Consider the following 1,439-nt stretch of genomic DNA (forward strand, 5'->3'; position numbering starts at 1 on the left):
CCGCCGTGGTGAACGAAGGCTCGGCATGCGGGAAGGACCGTGGCGTAGTTCATCGCGTCCACAACCTTGACGTGGTCGAAGTGCGAGACGTTCGTGAAGTCGGTCCCCGCTGCCGAAATCAACGCGCGCTCGCCCAACTCCGAGCAGGCCGCAGCGATCATGTCGAGGGTGTCGGCAGCGGATTCGACCGCCGCGCTGCCAAACCCGAAGCAAATCGGCGGCGTTCCCGAGGCGATCCACGACAGGACGTCGTCATCGGCCGGCGTGGGCAATTCCAAAGTCAGCGCACCGACGAAGGGGCGCTGGCCGTTCCATTTCGCCCATTCGGCCGCCAGGCCCGGGAAAATCACGTCGTCGTATGCCTGGATTTCCAACGATCCCCGTTCGGCAATTCGCCGCGGTGAACCATATGTTGCCTTCGGTAGGCCGAGCCGGCTGCGCTGCGCATTCTCGACCTTCTTGATCGCGCGCCACCACAGCCAGTCATGCAGCGTCAGCACCAAGCGAGAGGCCGACGCGGGCAAGATCGGCAACGATTGGCCGTTGGGGCGCACCGGGGCATGGTGCAGCGTGGCCAACGGAAGCCCGTGGTGTTCAGCGACATTGGCCGCGATCTCCTGGTAAGTCTGACCGGCGAGCACCAGGTCGGCTCCGTCCGCCAGTGACGTCAGTGTCTCGTTCATCTGCACCCAGGCCCCAGTGCTGACTTTCCACAGCTCGCGTCCCCACTCCGATAGGTCACGCATTCTCCAGAACGTGCTGAACACGGAGGTAAAAAAGTTGCGGAACACGTCCAGCCATACCCGTGTCTCCGCTCCGTAGGGCACCGCGGTAAGCCCGGCCGATTCCGCGAAGTCAACCAGGTCGGGCGGGACCGCGATGCACACGTCGTGCCCTCGGCGCTGCAGCTCACGGCCGACTACAACCGACGGCTCGATATCGCCTCGAGTCCCGTAGCTCGCCAACACAAATCTCATTGCGGATCTCAAACTTTCGGTTGTCGCGCCGCCCGGCGACGTATCGTTCCCGAACCGAGCCAAATGCCGACGACGCGGGTCGACGTACCCACGGCCGGCCACAGCCCCGGTGCCCACATCTCCGGTAGAGCCAGAGCCTAGACATGGCTCCGCGGCGACGGCAGGTTTCGGCGTCCGCCGCCCACATTGCCAACGGGTTCCGTGAGTCAGCGCAACTCGCTGAACTAGCACTGGGTGTCCGGTTATGCTGCGGTCGTCTGGGCCGAGGGCGTGGGCCGCCGCTTGCAATCCGACGATGCGCCAGGGAATCGAACAGTCATGACCGCGATGAAGTTTGTGCTGGCAAATTGGGGAACGCGTGGCGAGGTCGAGCCGTACCTAACGATCGGCCGTGAATTGGTTCGCCGCGGGCATGACGTGAGTATGGCCGTCGCTCCCGAAATGGTCGATTTCGTCGAGTCA

Annotated in this window: 2 protein-coding genes; one reads left to right on the forward strand and one right to left on the reverse strand. The window is 63.9% G+C overall.

Annotated features, from left to right (window positions below):
* The coding region (locus A9W96_RS07065; protein WP_067138604.1) for a glycosyltransferase at positions 1-977 on the reverse strand (977 nt) is incomplete at its 3' end.
* A 327-nt stretch (positions 978-1,304) separates the two neighbouring features.
* Between A9W96_RS07065 and A9W96_RS31270 the strand changes: the two genes are divergently transcribed.
* On the forward strand, positions 1,305-1,439 hold a 135-nt coding region (locus A9W96_RS31270; RefSeq protein ID WP_197499385.1), incomplete at its 3' end, for a glycosyltransferase.

The organism is Mycobacterium sp. 1245852.3, assembly GCF_001669335.1.
Taxonomy (GTDB): domain Bacteria; phylum Actinomycetota; class Actinomycetes; order Mycobacteriales; family Mycobacteriaceae; genus Mycobacterium; species Mycobacterium europaeum_A.